Here is a 25,596-nt window from a genome sequence, read left to right on the forward strand (position 1 = left end):
TATGGACATCATCCGCGCGTCGCTTCAGGGTCACGCCATTAGATCGGCAGGGAGAGACGGCCATGGATCTGCGCGCATTGGCGATGGGGCTTGCATTTGCCTTCATGTGGTCGTCGGCCTTTACGTCGGCCCGGATCATTGTGGCGGATGCCTCGCCGCTTTATTCGCTGGCGTTCCGCTTCCTGATTTCCGGTTTGATCGGGGTCGCCGTTGCCCGGTATCTCGGGCAGAGCTGGCGCCTGACCCGCGGCCAGATGAAGGCCACAATCGTTTTCGGGATCTGCCAGAATGCCCTCTATCTTGGGCTCAATTTCGTCGCGATGGAAAGCATCGAAGCGTCACTGGCTGCGATCATCGCATCAACCATGCCGATGCTGGTCGCAATTGCGCTGTGGGCGGTTTACGGCGAACGCCTGCCCCGGCTCGGCGTGGCCGGGTTGATTGCCGGGGTCATTGGCGTTGCACTGATCATGGGGACGCGCATCAGCGCCGGTGTGGATCTCTTTGGTGTCATGCTTTGCGGCATTGGCGTGCTGGCCCTGACGCTGGCGACCCTTGCCCTGCGTGGGGCAACATCTGGCGGCAACTACATGATGGTCGTTGGCCTGCAGATGTTGATCGGTTCAGCAGTTCTGTTTGTCGTTGCCCCGATGGTTGAAACCTTCCGGCTGGAACCCAGTTGGCCGCTCGCCCTCGCCTTTGTTTACACCACGCTCGTGCCGGGGCTGACCGCGACCTTTATCTGGGTTCTGCTGCTGAACCGGATCGGTGCGGTGCGCGCGGCAACGTTCCACTTTTTGAACCCGGTTTTCGGCGTTGCGGTGGCCAGTGTTCTTCTGGGGGAGCGGCTGGGTGTTCTGGATCTGGTCGGTGTCGCCATTGTCACCTTTGGCATTCTGGCGGTGCAGCTTGCCCGCCAAAAGGCCCAAGTCGATGCAGCCACCACGGCCACCAGAACCCTGCCAGAGGCGCCCGGCCGGGCCCGCCCCTGACGCGGGCAGCCAAACACGGTCGCGCGAGGTCATGAAATAGCGCTTTGCTTTTTCTGCCCCCTGCCCCCATTTACTGACAAACGCCAAAGATCGGAGGACAAGATGCGCAGCTATTCCAAAGACCCCGACGCCATTGCGGCCCTCTCGGAAGAAGAATTCTACGTCACCCAGCAATCGGGCACAGAACGTCCCGGTACTGGCAAACTGCTCTACAACAAAGAACCCGGCATCTATGTGGATATCGTTTCGGGAGAGCCATTGTTTGCCTCGTCCGACAAATATGAATCCGGATGTGGCTGGCCCAGCTTTACCAAGCCGATCGAGCCCGCCCATGTTCAGGAGCTTGAGGATCGCACCCACGGGATGATCCGCACCGAGGTCCGTTCTTCCCATGGCGACAGCCATCTCGGCCATGTGTTCCCCGATGGGCCGCGCGACCGTGGCGGCCTGCGCTATTGCATCAATTCCGCCTCTCTTCGCTTTGTGCATCTCGACGACATGCAGGCAGAAGGTTACGGCGACTATATCGACCAAGTGGAGGATAGATCATGAGCACCGCAACTGAACGGGCCGTTCTGGCCGGTGGGTGTTTCTGGGGTATGCAAGACCTGATCCGCAAGCGTCCGGGCGTCATCAGCACGCGCGTAGGCTACAGCGGCGGTGACGTGCCCAACGCAACCTACAAGAACCACGGCACTCATGCCGAGGCGATCGAGATCATCTTTGATCCTGCCCAGACCAGCTATCGCACGCTGCTGGAATTCTTCTTTCAGATCCACGACCCAACCACCGTGGACCGCCAGGGCAATGACATCGGCACCAGCTATCGCTCTGCAATCTTTTTCGTCGATGAGACGCAAAAGCAGATTGCAGAAGACACCATCGCCGATGTGAACGCCTCTGGAATCTGGCCCGGCAAGGTCGTCACCGAACTGGCACCTGTGGGCGACTTCTGGGAAGCCGAACCAGAGCATCAGGACTATCTTGAGCGGCTCCCGAATGGCTACACCTGCCACTTCCCCCGCCCCGATTGGGTCCTGCCCAAACGCAGCGAGACGGCCGCCGAATAAGCGCCCCAGCAAAAAGCCCCGCCAAACGGCGGGGCTTCGTCATTCTCAGAATGCAAAATCAGGCGTGGGCGATGCGGGGTCGGCCGCTGGCCTCTACGGTCAGAAATGCCTCAACAAAGACATCACGCGCCTCGACCCTTGCGGTGCGAATATCCCGCTCGATCTGGGTGGCGATATCCTCGGCTCCGGCCTCTTCGGCGGCTGCAGTGGCTTCTCCGTGAAGATGCGCTTCAAGCAGGTTCAGCGCCTCCTCCGGGGTGGAAAAATCCTGCGGCCCGTCATCCAAATGGACGCGGAATTTGCCCTCAGCCGGAGAGGTCACCGTTCCGCTGCGGCGCATGGTGATGCGACCGACGACAGCCCCGATTGCATTCGCAACCCCCGCATGTTCAGGCAGGATCATGTTGCAATGCAGCCGCGCGCCCACCGCGGGATAGTAGCTGGGGGCGGACGCGCCGAGACCAACCACGTCCACGTTCAGCCCACTTTGCAGGGAAATCAGACCGCGATGGCCTTTCAACCCACGCTGCATCAGAACATGGCGCGCCAGCTGATCAGGCGGCGGGCCGAACGGGCTGCTTTCTTCCGCAAATGCAGTCTCTAACAAGGTCAAAGCGGTCTGCTCGGTCATTTGGTCGATGATGATCTGCGCCAGTGACGGCGCATCCGGCGCAAGGCGATCCCCCGAGCCAACACGACGGCGGGCAAACAGAGTAAGAGCCTTTTCAGCTGCCTCCCTGTCCCAGGCAGACAGGCGGCCAAGAACGTGGCTCGCATCGGACGGAGTGATGGCGGAGACCTGCACCAGCCCTCGATCCACCAGCCGCATCAACGCAGTTTGTTCGATCCGGCTTTGCAGGATTGCCCCAGTGGGATGGGTGGCGTCACCAATCCGCTCCAGAATGCGCGCATCGCGATCGGCAAGGCCAACAGCGGACTGTCCGGGCACCGCACGCACGAACTGGCCGTCATATTCACCGACTGTGGACGCGCGCAACTGCGTATCCAGTGCCGCGTGCACCACATCCGGTGCCGTCATTGCAACCAGAGACACCGGCAAAACCCGGCGAGGGCCAAGCGTGACCCCACCGTCCATGCCGCTGGTCACCAGATGGACCTGACTATCGCCGCCAAGGCCAGAGGTGCGCATCGCAACCGCCTCGACCATCGTGCGATACCCGCCGACCTGCGCCCCTGCAGGGTCGATCTTGGGCTTGCCGTTTTCGATCAGGGCCACGTCGGTCGTCGTACCGCCGATATCACTGACCAGCGCCCGCTCCACACCCGTCAACCACCGTGCACCAACCAGCGAAGCGGCAGGGCCGCTCAGGATGGTTTCGATCGGGCGTGCGCGCGCTTGTTCCGCCGACATCAGTGCACCATCGCCACGCACAACCATCATCTGCGCAGCAATCCCCAGCTCTGACAGCCGCGTCTCTGCCCTGCCGATCAACCGGTCAATCATCCCGATCAGCCGGGCATTCAAAACCGCAGTCAGCGCCCGTTTCGGCCCATTCAGCCGCGCAGAGAGCTGATGGGAGCAAGTGACGGGAATGCCGGTTTCTTCGGTGATGATGCGCGCCACCTCCAATTCATGCGCGGGATTGCGGGTGGCGAACAGACCTGCCACCGCAAAGCCGCTGACGTGGGCTGCCTCGGTTTGCAGAAAACTGCGAAGAGCGGCTGTATCCAGTGGCGCCGCCTCCCCGCCTGCGTGGTTGTGGCCGCCTGCAAGAACCAGCGCCGGATCGCCCTTGAGCGCGTCGCGCAGACCGTGCCGATCCAGATCTGCCTCGGCAAAGCCGACATAGATCAGCGCCACGCGTCCGCCCTGACCTTCAACCAGCGCATTGGTTGCCAATGTCGTCGACAACGCCGCCAGCGTGACCTCGGATGGTGACACTCCAGCCTCAGACAACACCGCCTCAACCGCTTTGCCGACACCAATCGCCAGATCTTGCCGGGTTGTCAGGGATTTCGCCGTGGCAAGAACATGTGTCTCATCACGGATCAGCACCGCATCGGTATAGGTTCCGCCGGTATCGACCCCCAAAAGCAGTGTCATTCATCATCCTCCTGTTCGCACCATCCCGCCTAGCGAAGCAAAAGCGGCACCGCATGTCTGGAAGCGGCATTCTACTGGACGTGCTGAGAAAAGCGTTGGCTAAGCAAGTTGCGCCGCAGCCCAGCGGGCGGCATCGGCAACCGTTGGATCCGGGTCCGTGGTCAGCGATTGGGCAACGGCGCGCAACTCCGGCTGAGCAGAGTTGCCAATCGCATACAAGACGTTGCGCACAAACCGATCCCGGCCGATCCGTTTTATCGGCGAGCCCGAAAACAACGCACGAAACGCCGCGTCGTCCAAAGTGGCCAGCTCTGCCAGTTTCGGCGCGGTAAACTCGGGTCGGGCCTCATAGCGGATGTCGCTCGCCGCGACGGCAAACTTGTTCCAGGGGCAGGCCGCAAGGCAATCATCGCATCCATAGATCCGGTTGCCCAGTTTGCTGCGCAGTTCCTCGTCAATCGGACCTTTGTGTTCGATGGTCAGGTAGGAAATGCAGCGGCGGGCATCGAGCTGATAAGGCGCCGGAAAGGCATCGGTGGGGCAGGCTGCAATACAGGATCGACAGGATCCGCAGTGGTCGCGCTCTGCAGGGTCGGCCGGTAGGTCCAGCGTTGTGAAAACAGACCCTATAAAGGCCCAATTGCCCCAATCCCGACTGACCAGATTGGTGTGCTTCCCCTGCCAGCCAAGCCCCGCTGCCTGCCCCAGCGGCTTTTCCGGCACCGGCGCCGTATCCACAAAAACCTTTACCTCGGCTTCATGGCCCAGCTTCTGGGCTTCGGCGATCAACCAGCGCGCCAGCCGCTTGAGCCGTTTTTTCACAAGGTCATGATAATCCTTGTTTCGGGCATAAACCGAAATGGCCCCGCGATCGGGCTGCCCCACGATTTCCATCGGATCGACGTCAGGGGTATAGCTTTCGGCCAGCATGATGACCGAACGCGCCTCTGGCCACAGTTGTGCGGGATCACCACGCCAGTGGCTCCGCTCCTCCATCCAGGCCATCTGTCCATGATAGCCCGCGTCCAGAAAGGCCTGCAGCCGATCCGGCACCTCAGGCACATCCCAGGGTCGGCAGATCCGGCAGGACACAAAGCCCTCGGCCAGGGCTTGCGCCACCAGTTGATCCTTGAGACTGGAATGATCCGTCATCGGGCGTTACGTCCTTGGCTCACGCGGCGCGAACCGCACCGGCGGCAGCTGCAGACATTGTCTTATCAAAAATCGAGATCTGCGTAATGGGGCGGTGGGCTGAAACCCGGAATCTGATCCGCGAGGATAGAGCGGAAGGCCGGGCGGGATTTGATCTTGGCGTACCAGTCCTTGACGACAGCCGACCGATTCCAATCCACATCAGAGATATAGTCCAGCGACGACAGATGCGCAGCAGCCGCAAAGTCGGCAAGGGTCATCTGATCCCCCGCCAGCCAGCGTCGGTGATCGAGCAACCACGCCAGATAGTCGAGATGATATTTGATCGCCCGCGCCCCGGCCTTGACGTTGCTGCTGTCGGGATAGCCCTGCCCGGTCACCTTTTTGTTGACCCGTTCATAGAGCAGCTTTGATGTCACCTCGTTGTGGAACTTGTCGTCAAACCAATTGACCAGCCGACGCACCTCGTAGCGGCCATCGGGATCGCTCGGCATCAGAGAGGGCTCGGGGCGGGTTTCTTCGAGGTACTCGCAAATCGCCGCACTTTCGGCCATCAGCTTCCCATCCAGTCGGATCACCGGAACCTTGGCCGCGGGGTTACGGCGCAGAAAATCCGCCTCCTTTTCCCAGTAGCGTTCCTCGACCAGCTCAACCTCGATGCGCTTTTCCGCAAGCGACAGCCGTACTTTTCGGCAGAACGGGGACAGGGGCACGTGATAGAGGCGGGCCATGGGTCGTCAGGTCTCCTGTTGCGTGTGGTCGGGGGTCAGACAGCAATGCCCCGAAGCGCAGGAAGTTTCAATCCTCGAAACAGGCCGCGCGGCCATCTGCGCGAATGGTGGCCGCCCCGTCCATGATCTGCGCCGCACGCTTGCGCATGAAGGCGGATGGTTTTGCGGCAGAGCGGTCCTTGGGGTTGGGCAGGACAGAGGCCAGAAGCGCGGCCTGGCGCGGGCTCAGCTCATCCGGGCCAACGCCGAAATAATGCCGGGCTGCGGCCTCGGCTCCGAAAACACCCTCGCCCATTTCAGCGACGTTGAGATAGACCTCAAGGATACGCCGCTTGCTCCATACTGCTTCGACCATCGGGGTCATCAGTGTTTCAAGCGCCTTGCGGATCCAGCTGCGCCCCTGCCAGAGAAAGACATTCTTGACCACCTGCTGCGAGATCGTCGACGCCCCACGCTGACCACCTTCTGCGATGGCCTTGCGAATGGCCTCGGCATCCAATCCCCAATGCTGGCAGAACCGCGCATCTTCAGCCGCGACCACGGATCGCGCCAGCACTGGCGCCATTGCTTCGATCGGCATCCATTCGCGATCAATGTCGCCCAGGCGGCGGTATTCGGACCAGATGGTGAATGTGGTGGGCGGGTTGACCACCGAAAACAGCAGGATCGGCAGCAACATGACTGCAACGCCGACAAGCGCGGCGCGGCCGATCCAGCGTTTGGCCAGACGGCCCGGTGAAATATCAGGGCGCGCCTTTGCCTTGCCCGCTGATTTCCCGCGCGCCTTGGTCTTCTTGGAAGAGCCCGATTTTCCGCCTGTTTTTGCTGCCTTCGCCATAGCCTCTCTATACGGCAGAGTGGCGTCCTGCTCCAACCGGGAAATCAAGCCGCCTGCAAGAGATCGCCAAAGCAGGCATCAGACATGCATCTTGATGTGAAAAGGCCCCGACCGTTGAAACCGTCGGGGCCTGTCCAAGGCAATGCAGAGGAGGTGGCGGGGCCTATTCCGCCGGTACGGCTGCTACGTCCAGTGTCAGGGGCTGGGGCAGCTTGTCCAACATCTCGGTCGGGCAAACCTGCAAGAAGTTCGCTTTCTCGCTCTCCCAGTGCTGGAGAATATCAGCGGCCTTGCGGCTGCCGGTTTCTGCCAGATGACGCTCGACCAGTCCTTTGAGCTGCTGTTCCCAATGCTCCACGCCAACCTGGCAGGTGACGAGGGATTCCATGTTCATCAGCGTCTCGGCCTTGCCTTCCGGGTCGTAGATATAAGCCATGCCACCGGTCATACCTGCACCAAAGTTGGCGCCAATAGAGCCGAGGATCACCGCGACACCGCCGGTCATGTATTCACAACCGCAGGCACCACAGCCTTCGACCACCACGCTGGCACCGGAGTTGCGGACCGCGAAGCGTTCACCGGCACGACCTGCCGCAAAGAGATAGCCATCGGTTGCACCATAAAGGACGGTGTTGCCAACGATGGTGTTCTCGCTTGCTGTCAGCGGCGATGCCATCGGCGGACGTACCACAATGGTACCACCGGACAGACCCTTGCCGACGTAGTCGTTCGCATCGCCCGAAACCTCCAGCTTGAGCCCCGGCGCTGCAAAGGCACCAAGAGACTGACCAGCAGAGCCCTGCAGCTTTACCGTCAGGTGGTCGGGCTGCAGCGTGTTGCGCATGCCAAAGTTGCGGACAATGTGGCTGGATGTACGGGTGCCCACGGTCCGATGTGTGTTCTGAACCGCATAGGACAGCTGCATCTTTTCCCCGTCCTGCAGGAAGCGGGCGGCATCGCGCACGATTTCCTTGTCCAGAGTGTCCGGCACAGCATTGCGTTCACGATCACGGTTGTAGTCGATGTCATGCGCACCATCGACGGTGATCAACATCGGGTTGAGGTCCAGATCATCAAGATGTGCCGAACCACGGGACACCTGCGCCAGCAGATCCGCCCGACCAATCACCTCGTCCAGAGAGCGCGCGCCGATTGAGGCGAGGATCTCGCGGACTTCCTGTGCGTAGAAGGTGATGAGGTTCACAACCTTGTCCGCGTTGCCGGTGAACTTGCCGCGCAGGGCTTCGTCCTGGGTGCAGACACCAACGGGGCAGGTGTTGGACTGGCACTGGCGCACCATGATGCACCCCATTGCGATCAGCGCCGCGGTGCCGATGCCGTATTCTTCGGCCCCCAGCATTGCGGCCATCACGATGTCACGACCCGTCCGCAGACCACCATCGGTCCGCAGGGTGACCCGATCACGCAGGTTGTTCATCGCCAGAACCTGATGCGCCTCGGTCAGGCCCATCTCCCACGGCAGACCCGCGTATTTGATCGAAGTCGCCGGTGACGCGCCGGTGCCACCGTTGTGGCCCGAAATCAGGATGATGTCGGCCTTCGCCTTGGCAACGCCCGCAGCAATGGTGCCAACGCCGGAAGACGCCACCAGTTTCACCGTCACCTTGCAGCGCGGGTTGATCTGCTTCAGGTCATAGATCAGCTGCGCCAGGTCCTCGATCGAGTAGATATCGTGGTGCGGCGGCGGCGAGATCAGCGTCACACCCTTGGTGGAGTGGCGCAGACGGGCAATCAGGTCGGTGACCTTCATCCCCGGCAGCTGGCCGCCTTCACCGGGCTTGGCGCCCTGGGCTACCTTGATTTCCAGCTCTTCGCACTGGTTCAGGTATTCGGCTGTCACACCAAAGCGGCCCGACGCCACCTGCTTGATTTTCGCAGACGGGTTGTCGCCGTTCGGCTCCGGAACGAAGTGCGCCGGATCTTCACCGCCCTCACCAGAGTCGGACTTGGCGCCGATCCGGTTCATTGCCACGTTCAGCGTCTTGTGCGCCTCGGGGCTCAGCGCGCCCAAGGACATGCCCGGTGTCACGAACCGTTTGCGGATCGAAGTGATCGATTCCACTTCCTCAATCGGTACGGCCTTGCCCAGCGGCTTGATCTGCAGCAGGTCGCGCAGGTGGATCGGCGGGTTCGATTGCATTTTCGCCGAGTACTGCTTCCACAACTCATAAGAGGCGCGGTTGCAGGCCATCTGCATCATATGCATGGACGTCGCTTCCCAGGCGTGGGTCTCGCCGGACTTGCGGGCTTTGTAGAAGCCGCCGATTGGCAGGACATCCTGGGCACCCAACCATGCCTTGGCGTGGATTTCTTCCAGCTTGGTTTGAATACCTGTCACACCGATACCGGAAATCCGCGAGATCATGCCGGGGAAGTATTCCGCACACATCGCGCGCGAAAGGCCAACCGCCTCAAAGTTCAAGCCACCGCGGTAAGAGGAAATCACCGAGATCCCCATCTTGGCCATGATCTTCAACAGGCCCTGGTCGATCGCTTCACGGTAGCGGGCGACGTTCTCGGTCAGGCTGCCGTCCAGCAGGCCGCGCTCGATACGGTCGGCGAGCGAATCCTCGGCCAGGTAGGCGTTCACAACGGTTGCGCCACAGCCAATCAACACCGCGAAATAATGCGGATCGATGCATTCAGCAGAACGTACGTTGAGCGAGCAGAAGGTACGCAGCCCCTTGCGGGTCAGATGCGAATGCACGGCAGAGGTGGCCAGGATCATCGGCATCGCAACCTTGTCAGCATTGGAATGCTGATCGGTCAGAACGATGTGGCCGGCCCCCGAGCTGACGGCCTCTTCGGCTTCGGCGCGGATACGGGCGAGTGCGGCGCTCAGGCTGCCCTGGCCAGGTTCAAAGCTACAGTCGATCTCTGCCAGAGGTGCGTTCAGGTTTTCGACCAGTTCGTCCCACTGGGCGTTGCCGACAAAGGGGCTCTCAAGGACGATGATCTCAGTCTGGGAGCTGTCCTCGTCCAGTACGTTTTTCAGGTTACCAAAGCGCGTCTTCAGCGACATCACGCGATATTCACGCAGGCTGTCGATCGGCGGGTTCGTCACCTGAGAGAAGTTCTGACGGAAAAAGTGGCTCAGCGGGCGGTACATCTTGGACAGAACAGCCGACGGGGTGTCATCGCCCATCGAGGCCAGCGTTTCCTTGCCATCCTCAGCCATCGGCGCGAGGATCTGTTCCAGCTCTTCGATGGTGTAACCGGCAGCGACCTGACGGCGACGCAGCTCATCGCCGCTGAACAGCGCCTTTTCAGTGACTTTCGCAAGGGTGCTGTCGAGATCGTTGATCTTCTGAACCCAATCACCAAACGGCAGCGCAGCAGCCAGTTTGTCCTTGATTTCGGTGTCGTGGAACAGCTTGCCCTTTTGCATGTCGACGGCCAGCATCTGACCGGGGCCAAGCGCGCCTTTTTCGACAACGGTGGCCTCGTCAATCGGGACCATCCCCGCCTCAGAGCCCGCAATCACAAGCCCATCACCGGTCACGACATAACGCATCGGGCGCAGACCGTTGCGATCAAGGCCCGCACAAACCCAGCGACCATCCGTCATCGCCAGCGCAGCAGGGCCGTCCCACGGTTCCATAACGGAGTTGCAGTAGGAATACATATCCCGCCAGGCTTGCGGCAGTTCCACCGCCTGCTTGGACCAGCTTTCGGGCACCAGCATGGTTTTAGCCATCGGCGCAGAACGGCCCGCCCGCACCAGAACCTCAAACACCGAATCCAGCGCAGCAGAGTCGGACGAACCGCTCGCCACGATCGGCTTGATGTCCTCGGCGTAGTCGCCAAAGGTGGACGAGGCCATGCGGATTTCGTGGCTCTTCATCCAGTTCAGGTTGCCCTTGAGGGTATTCACCTCGCCGTTGTGGGCCAGCATGCGGAACGGCTGAGCAAGCCACCACTGAGGGAAAGTGTTCGTGGAATAGCGCTGGTGGTAGATCGCAAAGGCGCTTTCGAACCGCTCGTCCATCAGGTCGGGGTAAAAGACTGCAACCTGCTCTGCGAGCATCATGCCCTTGTAGATGATCGACCGGCAGGACAGGGATGCGATGTACAGCTGACCAACCTGCGCAGCAGCGGCCGCTTTTTCGATCCGACGGCGGATAACATAAAGCTCGCGCTCAAAGGTTTCTTCGTCCACACCTTTGGAGTTGGAGATCAGGATCTGCTCGATCTCCGGACGGGTCGCATTTGCTTTTTCGCCCAGGCAGGTCACATCGACCGGCACATGGCGCCAGCCGTAGATGTAATAGCCCATCCGCAGAACTTCTGTTTCCACGATGGTCCGGCAGCGCTCCTGCGCGCCGAAGTCGGTGCGCGGCAGGAAGACCTGACCAACGGCCAGCAGCTGATCTTCGCGTGGCTCGTGGCCAGTGCGGCGGACCTGATCATAAAAGAAAGGTGCCGGAATTTGCACGTGGATGCCCGCGCCATCGCCGGTCTTGCCGTCGGCATCAACTGCGCCGCGGTGCCAGATTGCTTTCAGCGCGTCGATACCCGCCTCGACAACCTTCCGGCTGCGTGCGCCATCGACGGACACCACAAGGCCAACCCCGCAGGACGAATGCTCTTCTTCCTCGGCATAGAGACCGTTTTCGGCCATCCACTTGCGCTTGGCTTCTTCGGCGCGTGCCCAGTCTGCATCAAATTTTGTCATATCATTGCTCCCGTTCCGGTGGGCGGCCCTGCAAGGGCTGCGCCTGCCCGGTAGAATATCTGTCTTACTCAGCGGCGATGCTGCTGGCGGCGGCGTCAAAGCGGCTCAGGATGGCGTCGGCACAATCACGGCCGTCCTTGATGGCCCAGACCACCAGCGACGCGCCACGTACGATGTCACCCACGGCGTAGACCCCGTCGAGCTCGGTCGCGCCGGTCTGGAAGGCTGCTTTGATCGTGCCCCAGCGGGTCACAGGCAGTTCAGGCTGGTCCCAGAGGGTCGGCAGGTCTTCCGGCTCAAACCCAAGCGCCTTAATCACGAGATCGGCTGGTTCGATGTAGTCAGCGCCTTCGATCACTTCGGGGGCCTGACGGCCGGATGCATCCGGCTGGCCCAGACGCATTTTCTGCACCATCACGCCCGCAACCTTGCCGCCCTCATCGGTGAAGCCCTTGGGCGCCGACAGCCATTCGAACACCACGCCTTCTTCCTCGGCGTTTTGGGTTTCCCGCTGCGAGCCCGGCATATTGGCGCGGTCACGGCGATAGAGACATTTGACAGAGGTCGCGCCCTGACGAATTGAGGTCCGCACGCAATCCATCGCGGTATCACCGCCACCGATCACTACAACGCGCTTGCCATCGGCGTTCAGCGTGCCGTTGTCGAATTCCTCGATGCTGTCACCAAAGTTCGACGCTTTGTTCGATACGGTCAGGAAATCAATCGCCTTGACGATGCCGGTGGCACCGGAGCCCGGCATTTCCAGATCGCGGGATTTGTAGACACCCGTCGCGATGATGACGGCATCATGTTTCGCGCGGATATCGTCAAAGGAGATATCCTGTCCGACGTTGCAGTTCATTATGAACTCAACCCCACCATCAGCCAGCAGCTGATTGCGGCGCATCACCACGTCCTTTTCCAGCTTGAACCCCGGAATCCCGTAGGTGAGCAGCCCGCCAGCGCGGTCGTAACGATCATAGATGGTGACCTTAACACCTGCGCGACGCAGCATGTCAGCTGCCGCCAGACCGCCGGGACCTGCGCCGATGATCCCTACGGACTCGCTGCGTTCCTGCGCCGGTTTGATCGGCTGCACCCAGCCCTGATCCCAAGCGGTATCGGTGATGTATTTCTCCACCGCGCCGATGGTCACGGTACCGTGGCCGGATTGTTCGATCACACAGTTTCCTTCGCACAGGCGGTCCTGCGGGCAGATGCGGCCACAGATCTCTGGGAAGGTATTGGTCGCCTGGCTGGTCTCATAGGCCTCTTGCAGGCGGCCTGTCGCCGTCAGGCGGAGCCAGTCGGGGATATTGTTGTGCAGCGGGCAGTGTGACTGACAATAAGGGACACCACACTGGCTGCAGCGGCTTGCCTGTTCCTCGGCCTTGGCGGCCGCGAATTCAGCGTAGATTTCGTTGAAATCTTCCTTGCGATCCTCTGCGGCCCGCTTGTTGGGCATGTCGCGATCGATCTGCACGAATTTGAGCATCGGTTGCTTGGCCACGGGACGGACTCCATGTTGGGCTGGCTGCGATTTCTGGTCTATCGGAGCGGAGCGAATTAAAAGTCAACATTGCTGACCTAAAATGACAGCAGTTACCTGCCTGATACCCTCTCTGGCGGAAATGTACAGAAATTTTAGGTCCGTATCGGCCATAAAACCACAGAGCTCAATAAAATCAATGGATTTACACAGAAAGCGATCTTTGCGATCCCTTCGGAACATATAGCGGACGGTCATCATGCCCCTTTTCCAACTGATCCTCATCGCCCTGATTCAGGGAATTACCGAGTTTCTGCCGGTCTCCTCCTCCGGACACCTCATTTTGCTGCCTGGCCTGACAGGGCTGGAGGACCAGGGGCAGGTGATCGACGTCGCTGTCCATGTTGGCACCCTTGCCGCTGTTGTCCTTTTCTTCTGGAAGGACGTGCGTGAGGGACTGATAGGCCTGCCCCGTGCCCTCACCGGCAAGACAGATACGCCCGGCGCGCAACTGGCGATGGGGCTGATCATCGCAACCATTCCAACTGTTCTGTTTGGTGCGTTCCTGCATTTCTCCGGGCTCAGCGATGCCCTGCGCTCCATCACCGTTATCGGCTGGACGATGTTGGGGTTTGGAATCGTGCTGTATTTTGCCGACAAATTCGGCCGCACAGGCAAAACGGTTGAGGACTGGAGACCCAAAGACGCGCTGATCATGGGGCTGTGGCAGATGCTGGCGCTGATTCCCGGCACCTCGCGGTCAGGCATCACCATCACCGGCGCTCGGCAGCTGGGCTATGCGCGACTGGATGCGGCACGGATCTCCATGCTCATGTCGATCCCCACAATCATCGCCTCCGGTGTATTGCTCGGCGCAGAAGTCGCCATCGAAGCCAATGCCAACGTCCTGCGAGACGCTGCCATTGCTGCCGGGTTGTCGATGCTGGCCGCGCTGGCGGCGCTGGCCCTCATGATGCGGCTTCTGCGGTCCGTCAGTTTCACGCCATACGTAATCTACCGAGTGATCCTTGGCCTCGTCCTGCTGAGCATCGCCTATCAGGGCTGAGCCCCCGCATCACAAAGCCAGCTCAACAAAAAAAGGCGCAGGATGATCCCGCGCCTTTTTCATTCAGTTCCGTCAGAAAGTCAGAGGTCATTCCGCAGGTTGCGGGCCGAATCCATGATATCGTCGTACTGACCCGCCGGGCGGAATTTCCAGAGGTAGTCAGGCAGCACCGACCCTGCGGTCACGGGACGAATACCAAGATCCTCGAACCCCTTGGCATCTGCCGAGACAACATTGTCCAGCTTCAGGTTCTTGAGCTGATCACGCGTCAGCATCTTGTTTTCGATCAGCTGGAAGCTCACGAATTGCAGAAGGTCAAAACCAAGGGCAACCAGCTTGGCAATCGGCCCCGGCAGCGAGACCACCAGACGACGACGGTTGATGACATCCAGCATCTGCTGCATCAGCGCACCAAAGCTCTTCACCTCGGGACCGCCCAGTTCGTAAACGCCAGCAGCGGCCTTACCGGTCAGGGCAGCGACAGCAGCCTTGGCCACATCATCAACATAAACCGGCTGGAATTTCGTGTCCGCATGCGCGATCGGAAGCAGTGGCGACAAACGGGTCATGCCGGCAAAGCGGTTAAAGAACTGATCCTCAGCGCCAAAGATGATGGAAGGGCGCAGGATAACTGCGTTCGGCTGATGCTTCTGCACCGCGGTTTCACCTGCGGCTTTGGTGCGGGCATATTCGCTTGCGCCGTCAGCATCTGCACCGATGGCGGACACATGCACCATGTTGGTGATGCCCTGCTCTGCTGCGCTTCGCGCGATGCGCTCTGCGCCTTCGGTCTGCACAGCATCAAAGGTGTTCTTGCCCACCTCGTTCAGAATACCCACGCAGTTTACAACCGCATCAGCACCCTGCATCACAGCCGCGACGGATGCATCATTGCGAATGTTGCACAAAACCGGCTCTACCTGGCCCGGAACACCATATGGCTTGACGAACATGGCTTCGTTGGGGCGGCGAACGGCGACGCGAACACGCCAGCCTTCCTTGGCCATGCGGCGTGCGATGTAACGGCCGACAAAACCGGACCCGCCATAGATCGTGACCAGTTTGGACATCTTTTGGCTCCTACATTAGCTGTTGACCCGATTTACCGCCCCAAGCCCAACGGAACAAGGCGCAAATCGCCCTAGCGCGTCTCAATCGTGACAGCATCGCGAAATAATTGATGTCATATTGCCGCGCCTGACGGCAAAGCTAACTTTATTGTCGTGAAAGAGAAGTGAACTGAGAGCACAACGCATGAATCCAAGCGCAGAAACCGTGGCCCCCGCAGACCGAGACCTGATTTTGGCCAGCGTCGAGAGTCAGAAGATGGAGCTCGACCAGTTTGTATCCCTGTTTTACGCCAAATTCTTTGAGCGCTGCCCGGACACCCGGCCAATGTTCCCCCACGACATGTCCCTGCAGGAAGAAAAACTGCTCATGTCGCTCACTCACATCATAGAGGCGTTGGAGCACCCGGCGAAACTGCGGCTGATTCTGCTGGATCAGGGGGAACGCCACAAAGCCCTGCAAATCAACGACGATCACTTTGCAGGTTTCATCGACAGCTTTACCGGCGCACTGAAAGACACGCTGCAGGAGGATTGGTCCGAGGAAACCCGCCAGGCGTGGCTCCGTTTTCTGCAATATGTGGCCTATCAGATGGGGTTTCTGAAGTAGCCAAAAGTCCAGCCCTGATCGGTGGCGACGACCAAGTGCAGGAAAACACAGGAACCCGCCAAAACGCTGCATTTTCCGTTTGACGCCCCTTTCGGTTCTGCGTATACGCCCCCTCACGACACCTGCCCAGGTGGCGGAATTGGTAGACGCGCTAGCTTCAGGTGCTAGTGTCCGTATGGACGTGGAGGTTCGAGTCCTCTCCTGGGCACCATATCCCCGACATCGTTAGACCAACGCAGCGCCAGAAATGGCGTTTTGATCCTTTTGTGGAATCGATCTAACGATTTGGGCTTGCTCAATAATTCCTGCCATCTCCCCGCGCCCAAGCGCGTTTGCTGGAAAAATCGCCGAGCTGCATTTTCCATTTGACGCCCCCTTTGGTTCTGCGTATATGCCCCCTCACGACACCTGCCCAGGTGGCGGAATTGGTAGACGCGCTAGCTTCAGGTGCTAGTGTCCGTATGGACGTGGAGGTTCGAGTCCTCTCCTGGGCACCATATCCCCGACATCGATGGATAATGACAATAGCGCCTCTGGGCGGCTTTTGTCTGTGCCAGATCGACCGCTTCCACCCCCTCAGCCATGACAGGGTTTCTGCCCCTGAAGCCAACCCGCAGCAGCTGCGAGAGTTGAGTTTGGCAGAAGGAAAGCCTATTTCGGTCGCAAACCTATTGCATCCGCAAGACAAAGGACCGCGTTTTGGCCAATCATCTGTATCAAAATGACCTGCCCGATGGGCTTGATCTCGGCCCTGTGGTCGCCATCGATTGTGAAACGATGGGGCTAAACCCACACCGTGATCGGCTGTGCGTGATCCAGATGTCCGGCGGCGACGGCAATGCGCATATCGTTCAGGTGGCCAAAGGCCAGACCGAGGCCCCAAACCTGTGCCGCATGCTTGAGGATCCCAATGTGCTGAAGCTGTTCCACTTTGGCCGCTTTGACATTGCCGCAATGTATCACGCCTTTGGCGCATTGGCGGCACCCGTCTACTGCACCAAGATCGCAAGCCGTCTGGTTCGCACCTACACGGATCGCCATGGGCTTAAAAACCTGACGCAAGAGCTGATCGGCGTCGACATCTCCAAACAGCAGCAAATGAGCGACTGGGGCGCAGCACAGCTGAGCGATGCACAGCTGGATTACGCAGCCTCTGATGTCTTGCATCTGCACCGCTTGCGTGCAGCGCTGGACAAACGTCTGGATCGCGAAGGGCGAACCGAAATGGCTCAGGCCTGCTTTGACTTCCTGCCGATGCGTGCAAAGCTCGATCTCGCTGGCTGGCCTGAAACAGACATCTTTGCACACTCATGAACAGCGCCGAGACATTCCTCGCCACCGCGCGACAGGTCATCACCGATGAAGCCAAGGCGCTTGACGCCCTGGCCGACGCTCTGGATTCGCGTTTTGCCGACGCCGTTGAACTGGTTTTGAAGGCAAAGGGCCGGGTGATCGTCAGCGGCATCGGAAAATCGGGCCACATCGGGCATAAAATTGCTGCGACTTTGGCATCGACCGGGACGCCCGCCTATTTTGTCCACCCTGCCGAGGCGAGCCACGGCGATCTGGGCATGGTATCGCAGGACGACGTTGTCTTGGCGATTTCCAATTCGGGCGAAGCTCCGGAGCTGGCCAACCTGCTCGCCTTTACGCGCAGATTTGGCATTCCGTTGATCGGCCTGTCCAGCCGGATGGACAGCACCCTGATGAAAGAGGCCGATGTCCACCTGCAAATCCCCGCAATGGGAGAGGCCTGCGGCTTTGGCATGGTGCCGTCGATTTCGACCACTTTGACCCTCGCCATTGGGGATGCGCTGGCCATTGCGCTGATGAAGCACCGTGATTTTCGCCCAGAGAATTTCCGCGCCTTTCATCCCGGTGGCAAACTTGGCGCGCGCCTGTCACGGGTCAGCGACCTGATGCACGGCGATGATGCCCTGCCCCTGGTCCGGCAGGACACGCCAATGTCCGATGCCCTTATCGAAATCAGCCAAAAGGGATTTGGCGTCTCTGGCGTGGTCAATGACGATGGCACGCTGATCGGTATCATCACCGACGGTGACCTTCGCCGCCACATGGATGGCCTGTTGGATAAAACAGCGGCAGATGTGATGACCGCCAATCCAACCACCATCGCATCCGATTCAATGGCCGAAGAAGCCGTGGCGATCATGAACGAACGCAAGATCACCTGCCTGTTCGTCGTTGATCCTGAGGCCAAAGACGGCGTTGCCAGAGGTCTCTTGCATATCCACGATTGCCTGCGCGTCGGCCTGGGCTAGGGGTCATCGCGGATGGACGGTTATTCACGCCTTGTCGCCTATCTGAAGGTCTTGCTGCCGCTCACGGCGCTGGCGCTGATGTCGACCGTTTTCCTGTTGTCTCGTGGTGTCGAAACCGACGCTGTCATTCCCTTTGCCCAAAAAGACCTGAAGGACCGCACCAGCGGGCAGCAGATCACTGCGCCTTTCTTCTCTGGCACAACCACGCAAGGGGACGAAATCATGGTCACGGCCCAGTCCGCGCGTCCGGGCGGGGCGAATGGACCTGCAACCGCGATCGACCTGCAGGCCGAAATCCGCATGGCCGAGGGCGGCACGATACACGTCAGCTCGGACATCGGGGAATTACGTCCCGAAAAGGAAATCGCAAGCTTTCGCGGTGATGTTGAGATCCTCTCCAGCGACGGCCTGCGGGTCACAACGCAAGAGCTGAATGCGGCGCTGAACGGTGTCAAAGCAGACAGCCCTGGCCCCGTCGAAGCCCGTGGCCCCATTGGCACACTTACCGCCGGTGCCATGGAGATTGACACAAAAACCGAAAACGGGCCGGTACATATGGTTTTCAACAAAGGGGTCAAACTGCTATACGACCCGCAACAATCGGAAAGATAACCTGTGTTGTATCTGCGTGTTTTGATGTTCTGCCTGCCGTTTGCCCTGCTGTCAGCGGGGGTTTCTGCGCAGAACGCCTCTATCGCCTTTGGTGCGGTTAAGGCTGATCCATCCCTTCCGGTGGAGGTGACAGCAGATGCGCTGGACGTAAACCAGCAGGATGGCTCTGCCCGGTTTGTTGGCAATGTGATCATCATTCAGGGCGTGATGCGCCTGTCAGCGGATGATGTGCTGGTGATCTACAAACAGGACGATGGCGGCAAGACCGGTGTCGAACGGCTGGAAGCAGCTGGCAATGTCATCCTAGTCAACGGCCCGGACGCAGCCGAAGCAGACAAGGCGGAATACACCATCGATTCCGGCACCGTCGTCATGACCGGCAATGTCCTGCTGAGCCAGGGCACCGGCACGCTGACATCGAACCGTCTGGTCGTGAACCTGACCACCGGCACCGCCAGCATGTCCGGGCGCGTCAAGACGATCCTGAACGGCGGATCAGACTGATGGCGAAACCAACGCTTACAGTGACTGAAGGCAGCTCTGGCCTGCGTATCGAAAAGCTGCGCAAGTCCTACAGCAAGAAGGTCGTGATCCGCGATGTTTCGATGTCGCTGGACCGCGGTGAGGTCGTCGCTCTTCTTGGGCCGAACGGATCTGGCAAGACAACCAGCTTTTACGCGATCGCGGGGCTCGTTTTTCCCGAAGCCGGAACCGTGACCATCGACGGGCAGAACGCAACAACACTGCCGATGTATCGCCGGGCGCGGATGGGTATCGGATATCTGCCGCAGGAGATGTCGATCTTCCGTGGTCTGTCGGTAGAGGACAACATCTCTTCTGTTCTGGATATCGCGGTCAAACACCCCCACAAGCGTCGTGAACGGCTGGAAGAGCTGCTTTCCGATTTCTCGATCGAACACCTGCGCCGCGCACCTGCGCTCGCTTTGTCGGGCGGGGAACGACGCCGGGTCGAGATCGCACGCTGCCTTGCTGCAGATCCCAAATACCTCTTGCTGGATGAACCTTTCGCCGGTGTGGATCCTATTTCTGTCGGCGATATCCGGCATCTGGTAGGTGATCTGAAAAAGCGTGGAATTGGCGTGCTCATCACCGACCACAATGTCCGCGAGACGCTGGAAATCGTCGATCGCGCCTATATCCTGCACGACGGCAAGGTGCTGATGTCCGGCACCCCGTCCGAAGTTGTGGACAACGAGAATGTTCGCCGCGTCTATCTGGGCGATAATTTCCGGATTTCCTGATCGCTCTCGGCGCAATTGCGCCGATTCGGCCACGGCGCCCCGTCTCTGTTGTCAGAATTCGGTAACCGATTAACGCCGATTTGCATTGACTCTGCCGCCTCGTTGTCATGGAATTGACGCATGGCAAACTTGCAGTCCGACGCTGTCCTCGCTCCAGCCTTGTTGACAAGGCCCAGACGAATGCGACCGACTGATTTGCCTAAATCCCTCTTTCAAAACTGAATTTTCGGCCGGGCTTGGCCTGGCCTGGGTTTTGGAAGTCTTTTTGTGAAGGAGATCACATGCGTTACCAGATCAGCGGAAAACAGATCGACATTGGCGAAGCTCTGCAATCCCATGTGCAGACTGAGCTTGGAGCGGCAGTCGAGAAATATGCTGAACGCCCCACCGACGCCAACGTCGTGTTTTCAAGGTCTGCGCATGAGTATGTTTGTGAAACGACCGTTCACCTGTCGACCGGTCTGACCGCGCAAGCAAAAGCGCATGCCACTGAAATTTATGCAGCATTTGAAGCCTGCAACGAAAAGATGGAAAAGCAGCTGCGTCGCTACAAGCGCCGCCTGAAGGACCATCACCGCGAGCGGAGCGAGCCGGTTGAACTCTCCGGCGCGAGCTCTTATATCCTCGCCTCTGAAGACGCTGGCGCCGAGTCTGAACCAGAGTCCCTGCAGCCGATCATCGTCGCCGAGATGGAAACCAAAATTCCGTCTCTGTCCGTCGGTGAAGCCGTGATGCAGATGGAACTGGCAGGCGCACCCGTGCTGGTGTTTCGAAACGAAGGCAAGGACGGCCTGAATGTCGTCTATCGCAGGGATGACGGAAACATCGGTTGGATCGATCCGTAAACCCGGCTTTGGCCACATCTGAGCTGAGCGGAGCAGTAAGAGAATGCAAATTTCTGACATCCTGAAACCGGAGGCCGTCCGTGTCTTTGGTGCTGCCTCCAGCAAAAAGCGTCTCTTTCAGGAGATCGCTGATGTGGCTCAGCTTGCCTATGGTCTGTCTTCTCAGACCACGGTCGAGGCTCTCCTGGATCGCGAGAGCCTTGGCCCCACCGGTGTAGGGCACGGCGTTGCCCTGCCCCACGCCCGCCTTGATGGGCTGGACAAGGTGGTCGGTGCCTTTGTCAAACTGGACAACCCTTTGGAATTTGGTGCTGTGGATCGCCAGCCGATCGACATTGCCTTTGCCCTGTTTGCCCCCGAAGACGCAGGCGTCGAACATCTGAAAGCTCTTGCTCTGGTGTCGCGCACGCTGCGGGAACAGAGCTTTTGCACCAAGCTGCGTGCAAACCCGGATCCGGCCACACTTTATACCATTTTGACCGAAAACCAGTCGGTTCAGGCCGCCTGATCCGACAGACGGTCAAAGCTGCTCAGCCGCGCCACTCAGAGAATCCAAAAAGCAGGTAGTCGCGCTGATAGACAGCTGCGATTTTCTCTTCCAGTTCCGTATCGTGAATGTCGGCAAGCCCGTATGGCTGATCCGTATCGCTGCTATTGCCAACCTCAACAGCATCATGGCCGACCCAGCGCGCAAGGTCCGGCAAAGCCGTGGCCAACTCGTCCTCGCGCAGGATAACGTCTGGCGACTGGACCGTTGCAAACCCGGCCAGCGTCTGCGCCTGCGACGCCCAGGATGCGTCCGTGCGAAACCCGGTCTGCCCGGCCAGATTATTGCCGATCACCTCGACAAACCGTTCGAACGCTATCCTGTGTTGGTCACGTCCATAGCTGCTGTCCGGATCCTCCTTTGGCAGAGGCACAGCGAACTGGTTGCGCAGAAGGTTCCGGATCTGGCGCAGGCAACCTTCGCCGGTCTGCAGAATACGGTGACAGAAAACATGGTGCAGCCGCACCGCCGGGTGGCGCAGCACTGTCAGGCTTCGAAATCCGGGGTGACCCCGTTTCCATTGCCTCAACTGCTTTTGGTTCATTCCAGAAATCAGCCCGGCAGGACCGTCCGGCTCTTGCGCGGCCATCCACGCCCTGACCTGATCCGTCGGCCCTCCTGAAATCGGCAGAAACAGCAGTGGCAGCTGCTGCCCGGCGATATAGTCCGGCACCGCGGGCCCGCGACGGGGTTCAAAATTCGGGGTGCGGCTCAGGTCAAACCTGTCGATCCGCGCCATCGCTCGCTCCAGCTCCGCTGGATTGGCAACCTTGCTTTCCAAACTGCCTGGGTTTTGTGGTTTGAGGCTGTCATCCAGTGCATCCAACCGAGCTGAAACGCCAAGCCATGTTGCGAGGCCATTCAGTATCTCGACGTCCTGCAGATCCTCGTAGGCGATGTAAAAACCCGTTTGCCCGGTCCGTTGCAGACGATTCAAAAGCAGGACCTGAAACGCCTGCAACTCTTCGACATGACGTGCGAATTCGGCTGCATCAACCGTCGCCATCCCGTCCTTGCGCCGTTTTACATTGGTCAGCTTCCACTGCCCCGTGGCACGCGCGATCTTGTGCGAGACATAGCTCTCTGCCGGGTTGCGGGTAAGAATGATTTTTGCACAGCGGGGATCATCAAGAACGGCATCCAGAATCCGTGGATCATGGTCGTGAAAATAGCGGAAACCGGCAAAATCCTCCGCGTCGCGAAACCGGGCAAGAAACCCCAGTGGATCCCGTTCGCGCTGGTCCTGCGACCAGCCCAATGTGGTGTCCCGATTGGGGTAACTGATGAAATGCGGATTGAACGCCTCGCCGTGGCACGTGACACCATCAAGCGCGTTCAGGTTGGCCTCTAGGAAATTGGAGCCGGTCCTCATTTCGGCAAAGACGACAAAGTAATCAAATGTTCCGGTCATGAACTACCGCACCAAATAGGGTTTGCGAGAAGGTTTGGGCATATTCAACGGCCCCTGTTCTGCCGGGAAATCGCCCATCAGATAGGGATGCATGCCCTGGTTCTTGAGGTTCTGCAAAAACTGGCCGAACCCCGCTAGGTCCACCATTGTTGGCGCCGTATTCAGATGCCGCTGTGTCTGTGCGCCGAACTCATCCAGAATGGTCTGGATCGGCTCCATCGGGGATTCAACAAATTCTGCCATGGTCCAGATACGCACCCGGGCTTTGACGTGGCGGGACCGCAGCACCTCGATGTGCTTGGCTTCGATCTGTTGCAGGCGCGCAGCCTCGCGGCGGAGTTCCGAGAAATTCTTGTTCGAGCGAAACAAAGGCACCGCCCAAGCCCCGGAAATGACCGAGACCTGCGCATTCGGATCACGTGCGACCAACCAGTTGATGGCCTGATTGTCCTGCGGGCCGAACTGAAAGCACTGTCGCTCTCCTCGGGTGTTCCAGATCAGGTTGGTCAGGAAAGCCTTGGGATTGTAGTCGCGCAGACTGGTGCTATCGCAAAGCGCCCCGTTGATGAGCGTCTGGCGATCAGCGAATTCGACAGCGTCAGGAGAAAAGAGATGCCCGTGCACCTTGGCGCCAGTCGCCTGGGTCAGCCAGTCTTCAAAGTTCTCAAACAGCTCGCTAAAGCCCTGAAACATCGAATAGGGGTTGCAGGTCACACCGTTTTCGGAGCCGTTAGCTGGCATCCGGCTTTGCATATAAAGACCCGGTCGCCCCCGCGTGCGCCGCTCAACCGCTTTGGCAAAAATCCGGTCGATCTTTCCCGGGTTGGGTTCTGTCCCCTTCATCGCGTCGGGATTGTCACCCAGGAACGTGGAATACAGTCGCTCTGCGTGTGGCCAGATTTTGCGCGCGACAAAACAGTCGGACCTGCGCAGCAGTTGCAGGTGATCGTCATAGAAATTGTGCGGTTTGCCCTGAAAATCAAACTTGGAGAGTGTCAGCGACCGGCTTTCGATATTCGAGGAGTAAAGCCGCACCAGCGTTTGATAGTAGCTTTCATCGGGGATCCAGACCTTGCGAAAATAGCGGTCATATCGCTCGCGCTCCGGATCTTCGAGAATCGCAGACAGGGTTTGGCGCGTCAGGCACCACCATTGGCTGCCCATATGGGGCACCAGCCCATCCGGAACCCTGCGTTTGATGCCCAGCCGACGTTGAAGGTTGACGTATTTATCGAACAGAAATCGCTGCGTTTTCCAGGAAAAGGGAAACCGCAGAGTAAAGCGTTCCACATCCAGTCCGCCGACGATCCAGGGCACGTCGGCTGTTGTTGCGCTCTCGATGAAATCGGTGCGAGGTCGCGCGGCCAGATAGTCCACCAGATCAGCCACGGGCCGCAGCGGCAAACAAGAACCAGACGCCAGATAGACGTGGCGCACATCCGGATACTGCGCCAGCATCATTTCTGATGCGGATTGCGACGCAGCAACGATACCCCATGTGCCCCACTCGCACCGGTGCCGCCGCGAAAAGCGCACCATCGGCTCTCCCGCAAAGGCGGCTTTGAACGCGGAATAGGTCGACTTCGGCACCTTCTTGTCGACATGCAGAACAACAGGACAGCCCCCTGCCACCCAGTGTCGGGCGACCTGTTCGGCACGATCCAACGCGGTATGGACCAGCATGACAATGCCGACCGTGCTCATGCCCAGTTTCCTTTGGACATCAGGCCCAGGATCTCCAGCTGGCGCCAGTTGATGTATTTCTCACTCCACTTGCACCACAGTTCCGGCTGCTGTTCGCCCAGCTCTGCATAGGCCTTGTACTCTGCCGACCGGTTGTAGTGCTGGCCTCGCAGCATTTCTTCCTCGGCCTTCTCGCCAAATGTGTGGAGAAACTTGGTGTGCAGCAACGCACCACTCGCCTTCTCCCCACCGTCGATTTCATAAACCTGGTTCAGGCCCCGTGGCAGCAGCGCGTGGGTTGAGCTGACATAAGTATAACGCCGGTCCCATTTCACCAACGGGATCTTGTTCAAGGCCGGTGCCTTTTTGGGCTGGTCTGCAAAAAACACCCGCGCCCGAGGACCGCCCTGAATCCAGAGATTGCCACAAAGCGGATTGCGTTTGATCGAGTAGTTGCCGCTGTCGAACCAGTTGGCAATTTCAAGCGGATCCTGACCCGCACGGTAGGGCACCGCATCCAACCGCCCTTTCGGGTAGACATCGATCAACATGGCAGAAAAACTGCGGATGCCAGAGTTATCCAACCAATCCGTCAGCGCACGCAGGGGCCGACTGTCGCAGAATGGGTAGATGAACAACTCATCCGGGTCCACCACAAGGACCCAGTGCCCGTCAGCATAGCGGCGTTTGAGATAGTTCATCCAGTCGACGCCATAGCCCGCGCGGCGATAGCTTGCCATCGTATGCCACACCGACACATCGCTCATTCCCGCCAGGTAGTCTCGGGCACCGTCGACCGATCCGTTGTCCACGACAAGAAAGTGATTCACGCCAAGTTTGCGATAATAATCAAGGAAGTATGGCAGGCGGATTTTCTCGTTCCGCATTGTCATAACCAGCAGAATATCCCCCGGCCTGATCCGTGCGGTATTGTCCTGAACAGCAGAGAGTTCGCGGGACTTGCGCAACGCCCGTAGGATGCGACGCTTCCGTCGCAGGCGCATCCGATAAGACTCCCAAAGGCTCAAGACTGCATCCATTCCCGGTTGAACAGGGCCCGTGAACAGGGACCATGGCGGGCCGCCGCCCATCCGGCCCCATCCTGCCAGCGACATTCCGCACAATATGCCATGTAACCTATTTGGAAACAATGAATTTGGAACTGGCGCGGTTGTTGC

Annotated in this window: 22 protein-coding genes and 2 tRNA genes; 14 read left to right on the plus strand and 10 right to left on the minus strand. The window is 59.3% G+C overall.

All coding sequences use genetic code 11. From position 1 onward, the window contains the following. Positions 1 to 62: 62 nt before the first annotated feature. The 3 genes from NIT7645_RS13750 (at position 63) to msrA (ending at position 2,062) form a co-directional block, all read left to right on the plus strand. Positions 63 to 992, plus strand: a complete 930-nt coding sequence (locus tag NIT7645_RS13750) for a DMT family transporter (protein WP_008559725.1) — start codon at positions 63 to 65, stop codon at positions 990 to 992. A gap of 102 nt (positions 993 to 1,094) precedes the next feature. Continuing rightward, a complete protein-coding gene (gene msrB, locus NIT7645_RS13755; protein ID WP_008559649.1) occupies positions 1,095 to 1,544 on the plus strand; it encodes a peptide-methionine (R)-S-oxide reductase MsrB in 450 nt (149 codons plus the stop codon). Beyond that, positions 1,541 to 2,062 carry a peptide-methionine (S)-S-oxide reductase MsrA gene (msrA, locus tag NIT7645_RS13760; protein WP_008562392.1) on the plus strand — a complete coding sequence of 174 codons (522 nt, stop codon included), beginning with the start codon at positions 1,541 to 1,543 and terminating at the stop codon, positions 2,060 to 2,062. Before msrB ends, msrA begins: the two co-directional genes overlap by 4 nt. Positions 2,063 to 2,120: 58 nt before the next feature. Here msrA and NIT7645_RS13765 read toward each other — a convergent pair whose 3' ends face one another. The 6 genes from NIT7645_RS13765 to NIT7645_RS13790 all read right to left on the minus strand — a co-directional run bounded on the left by NIT7645_RS13765 (position 2,121) and on the right by NIT7645_RS13790 (position 13,054). Beyond that, entirely contained in the window at positions 2,121 to 4,127 is a 2,007-nt protein-coding gene (locus NIT7645_RS13765; protein WP_008562312.1) for a hydantoinase/oxoprolinase N-terminal domain-containing protein, read from the minus strand. A gap of 99 nt (positions 4,128 to 4,226) precedes the next feature. After that, on the minus strand, positions 4,227 to 5,279 hold the full coding sequence (gene queG, locus NIT7645_RS13770) for a tRNA epoxyqueuosine(34) reductase QueG (RefSeq protein ID WP_008561641.1): 1,053 nt from the start codon (positions 5,277 to 5,279) through the stop codon (positions 4,227 to 4,229). A 65-nt stretch (positions 5,280 to 5,344) separates the two neighbouring features. Beyond that, positions 5,345 to 6,010: an FtsZ-binding protein FzlA gene (gene fzlA / locus NIT7645_RS13775; RefSeq protein WP_008560007.1), complete on the minus strand. Its 666-nt coding sequence runs from the start codon at positions 6,008 to 6,010 to the stop codon at positions 5,345 to 5,347. A 67-nt stretch (positions 6,011 to 6,077) separates the two neighbouring features. Next, complete coding sequence (gene mtgA, locus NIT7645_RS13780; RefSeq protein ID WP_008560513.1) at positions 6,078 to 6,848, minus strand: monofunctional biosynthetic peptidoglycan transglycosylase; 771 nt, start codon at positions 6,846 to 6,848, stop codon at positions 6,078 to 6,080. Between the two features lie 163 nt (positions 6,849 to 7,011). Next, a complete protein-coding gene (gene gltB, locus NIT7645_RS13785; protein WP_008560395.1) occupies positions 7,012 to 11,544 on the minus strand; it encodes a glutamate synthase large subunit in 4,533 nt (1,510 codons plus the stop codon). 64 nt (positions 11,545 to 11,608) lie between these two features. After that, the gene (locus tag NIT7645_RS13790) at positions 11,609 to 13,054 is read right to left on the minus strand and encodes an NAD(P)-dependent oxidoreductase (RefSeq protein WP_008561594.1); all 1,446 of its coding nucleotides are present in this window, start codon (positions 13,052 to 13,054) and stop codon (positions 11,609 to 11,611) included. 238 nt (positions 13,055 to 13,292) lie between these two features. Here NIT7645_RS13790 and NIT7645_RS13795 point away from each other — a divergent pair, with 238 nt between their 5' ends. Further along, positions 13,293 to 14,099: an undecaprenyl-diphosphate phosphatase gene (locus NIT7645_RS13795; protein ID WP_008562576.1), complete on the plus strand. Its 807-nt coding sequence runs from the start codon at positions 13,293 to 13,295 to the stop codon at positions 14,097 to 14,099. 80 nt (positions 14,100 to 14,179) lie between these two features. Here NIT7645_RS13795 and NIT7645_RS13800 read toward each other — a convergent pair whose 3' ends face one another. Beyond that, positions 14,180 to 15,169 (minus strand): complex I NDUFA9 subunit family protein, encoded by a 990-nt coding sequence (locus NIT7645_RS13800; RefSeq protein ID WP_050687295.1) that lies wholly within the window; start codon positions 15,167 to 15,169, stop codon positions 14,180 to 14,182. 184 nt (positions 15,170 to 15,353) lie between these two features. On the opposite strand from NIT7645_RS13800, the gene NIT7645_RS13805 reads away from it, so the two are divergent. The 10 genes from NIT7645_RS13805 to NIT7645_RS13850 all read left to right on the plus strand — a co-directional run bounded on the left by NIT7645_RS13805 (position 15,354) and on the right by NIT7645_RS13850 (position 21,285). Next, entirely contained in the window at positions 15,354 to 15,776 is a 423-nt protein-coding gene (locus tag NIT7645_RS13805) for a globin domain-containing protein (protein ID WP_008558912.1), read from the plus strand. Positions 15,777 to 15,900: 124 nt separating this feature from the next. Beyond that, positions 15,901 to 15,987: transfer RNA gene (locus tag NIT7645_RS13810), tRNA-Leu, on the plus strand. 199 nt (positions 15,988 to 16,186) lie between these two features. Continuing rightward, positions 16,187 to 16,273 (plus strand) — tRNA-Leu (locus NIT7645_RS13815). A 202-nt stretch (positions 16,274 to 16,475) separates the two neighbouring features. Then, complete coding sequence (locus tag NIT7645_RS13820; RefSeq protein ID WP_008561916.1) at positions 16,476 to 17,090, plus strand: ribonuclease D; 615 nt, start codon at positions 16,476 to 16,478, stop codon at positions 17,088 to 17,090. After that, a complete protein-coding gene (locus tag NIT7645_RS13825) occupies positions 17,087 to 18,058 on the plus strand; it encodes a KpsF/GutQ family sugar-phosphate isomerase (protein ID WP_008562542.1) in 972 nt (323 codons plus the stop codon). The genes NIT7645_RS13820 and NIT7645_RS13825 overlap by 4 nt, the downstream gene beginning before the upstream one ends. Before the next feature lie 12 nt (positions 18,059 to 18,070). Beyond that, entirely contained in the window at positions 18,071 to 18,670 is a 600-nt protein-coding gene (gene lptC, locus NIT7645_RS13830) for an LPS export ABC transporter periplasmic protein LptC (RefSeq protein WP_008562394.1), read from the plus strand. Positions 18,671 to 18,694: 24 nt separating this feature from the next. Continuing rightward, on the plus strand, positions 18,695 to 19,174 hold the full coding sequence (locus tag NIT7645_RS13835) for an LptA/OstA family protein (protein ID WP_050674125.1): 480 nt from the start codon (positions 18,695 to 18,697) through the stop codon (positions 19,172 to 19,174). Next, on the plus strand, positions 19,174 to 19,932 hold the full coding sequence (lptB, locus tag NIT7645_RS13840) for an LPS export ABC transporter ATP-binding protein (RefSeq protein ID WP_008559443.1): 759 nt from the start codon (positions 19,174 to 19,176) through the stop codon (positions 19,930 to 19,932). The genes NIT7645_RS13835 and lptB overlap by 1 nt, the downstream gene beginning before the upstream one ends. A 281-nt stretch (positions 19,933 to 20,213) precedes the next feature. Then, on the plus strand, positions 20,214 to 20,777 hold the full coding sequence (hpf, locus tag NIT7645_RS13845; RefSeq protein WP_008561766.1) for a ribosome hibernation-promoting factor, HPF/YfiA family: 564 nt from the start codon (positions 20,214 to 20,216) through the stop codon (positions 20,775 to 20,777). Positions 20,778 to 20,820: 43 nt separating this feature from the next. Beyond that, complete coding sequence (locus tag NIT7645_RS13850; RefSeq protein ID WP_050687297.1) at positions 20,821 to 21,285, plus strand: PTS sugar transporter subunit IIA; 465 nt, start codon at positions 20,821 to 20,823, stop codon at positions 21,283 to 21,285. A 22-nt stretch (positions 21,286 to 21,307) separates the two neighbouring features. On the opposite strand, the gene NIT7645_RS13855 is transcribed toward NIT7645_RS13850, so the two are convergent. The 3 genes from NIT7645_RS13855 to NIT7645_RS13865 are packed head-to-tail and all read right to left on the minus strand — an operon-like array spanning position 21,308 to position 25,422. Beyond that, positions 21,308 to 22,735, minus strand: a complete 1,428-nt coding sequence (locus NIT7645_RS13855; RefSeq protein ID WP_008561039.1) for a sulfotransferase family 2 domain-containing protein — start codon at positions 22,733 to 22,735, stop codon at positions 21,308 to 21,310. A 3-nt stretch (positions 22,736 to 22,738) separates the two neighbouring features. Next, positions 22,739 to 24,439 (minus strand): DUF5927 domain-containing protein, encoded by a 1,701-nt coding sequence (locus NIT7645_RS13860; protein WP_008562667.1) that lies wholly within the window; start codon positions 24,437 to 24,439, stop codon positions 22,739 to 22,741. Then, on the minus strand, positions 24,436 to 25,422 hold the full coding sequence (locus tag NIT7645_RS13865) for a glycosyltransferase family 2 protein (RefSeq protein WP_050687440.1): 987 nt from the start codon (positions 25,420 to 25,422) through the stop codon (positions 24,436 to 24,438). Before NIT7645_RS13865 ends, NIT7645_RS13860 begins: the two co-directional genes overlap by 4 nt. Positions 25,423 to 25,596 lie beyond the last annotated feature (174 nt).

It is taken from the genome of Phaeobacter italicus (assembly GCF_001258055.1).
Taxonomy (GTDB): Bacteria; Pseudomonadota; Alphaproteobacteria; order Rhodobacterales; family Rhodobacteraceae; genus Phaeobacter; species Phaeobacter italicus.